Origin of the sequence: Phocaeicola faecicola, assembly GCF_013618865.1 — a bacterium.
GTDB classification, from domain to species: Bacteria; Bacteroidota; Bacteroidia; order Bacteroidales; family Bacteroidaceae; genus Phocaeicola; species Phocaeicola faecicola.
In genome coordinates this window covers 1-1,125 of record NZ_JABSOE010000152.1, presented here as the reverse complement: position 1 = coordinate 1,125, position 1,125 = coordinate 1, and the positions used below count along the sequence as shown (strand labels likewise).

Sequence of the window (1,125 nt, the reverse complement as noted above, 5' to 3'; positions counted from 1 at the left end):
ATTATGAGCCGATTTAATTTTATGAGAATTAAATTTAGAATTATCGGAGCTGTATGCGGTGAAAGTCGCACGTACAGTTCTTAATGGGGAAAGCGGCAGCAATGCCGCCGACCTACATAACAAAAATAATATATAATAAAAACGAGCGGTTATCGTCTCCTTCTTTGGGAAGGCGTTCTTGATTATTTCAACATATCAGATGCAAAGGAAGGCAGTACTGAAATACCAATCTGCCTTGAAGGGAAGAATGAAGTTCTGAAAGAGTACTCTGAGAGCAAAGTTGAGAGCAAGGGCTTTTATGGTCCGATAACCGTACAAGACTTTTCAATCCGCGGCAAGAAGATATTTCTAAACATCCGTCGCCACCGATGGGTTTTAAAGGATGGGACCGCTATGTAAGCCGTAATTGGAAACTGGTTGCTCAAGGCAGCCGATGACGCAGGAATTAGCGTCTTTTTTAAAAGAGTTATATCAATACGCTTCCTGTCAGCTGTAAGCTTTTGGGAACTCTGTTCGGTATTGACGGTGACCTTCTTGAAAGGTAGTATCGTAATCATCTGAGCGGATATTTGAAACGGCCCCAACTCCCACATGCAGAAGAATGGGTTCTGTTTGAGAAAAACATCGGAGCATACGTAGGTATAGATGAAGTGTGTCTTTCGCGCGGTGAATTTATATACCATATTGATAAACAAGGAGAAAAGAAGAGCTGCTGGAGGTATTATCGCCATCATAAAAGGCACTGACGTAAAGACTGTTATATCCATCCTTCTGAAACTTTCCAGACGCAAGCACTTTCAGATAGGGGAAATAACACTTGATATGGCTCAATATGGAACAAATAGCCCGTATCTGCTTTCCTGCCGCCCGTCGTGTTGCGGACTGTTTCCATGTATAGAAGCTCGCTTATGAAGCCGTTCAGGACATGAGGGTTATGGACCGAATTACAGCGTGCCTGTGCCGGTATCCTGTTCAGGGAGTATCCGGATATAAAGAAAGGGCTCAGTATAAAATCTTGGGGGATTAACAATAGTAATCTTTTTAAGCATATACATTGGCTAGCCTGAAGAGAAAGAATCTTGTATCCACGACTCCTCTGAATGATGCCCTGAATGCTTTTATCTT

General features: G+C 42.4%; 1 protein-coding gene and 1 pseudogene. One reads left to right on the top strand and one right to left on the bottom strand.

Translation table 11 applies throughout. From position 1 onward, the window contains the following. The first annotated feature begins 135 nt into the window (after nucleotides 1–135). A pseudogene (locus H3001_RS19605) lies at nucleotides 136–496 on the top strand (ISAon1 family transposase N-terminal region protein). Nucleotides 497–757: 261 nt separating this feature from the next. Here H3001_RS19605 and H3001_RS19930 read toward each other — a convergent pair. Further along, nucleotides 758–1,125: hypothetical protein (locus tag H3001_RS19930; RefSeq protein WP_219915899.1), on the bottom strand; the 368-nt coding region annotated here is incomplete at its 5' end.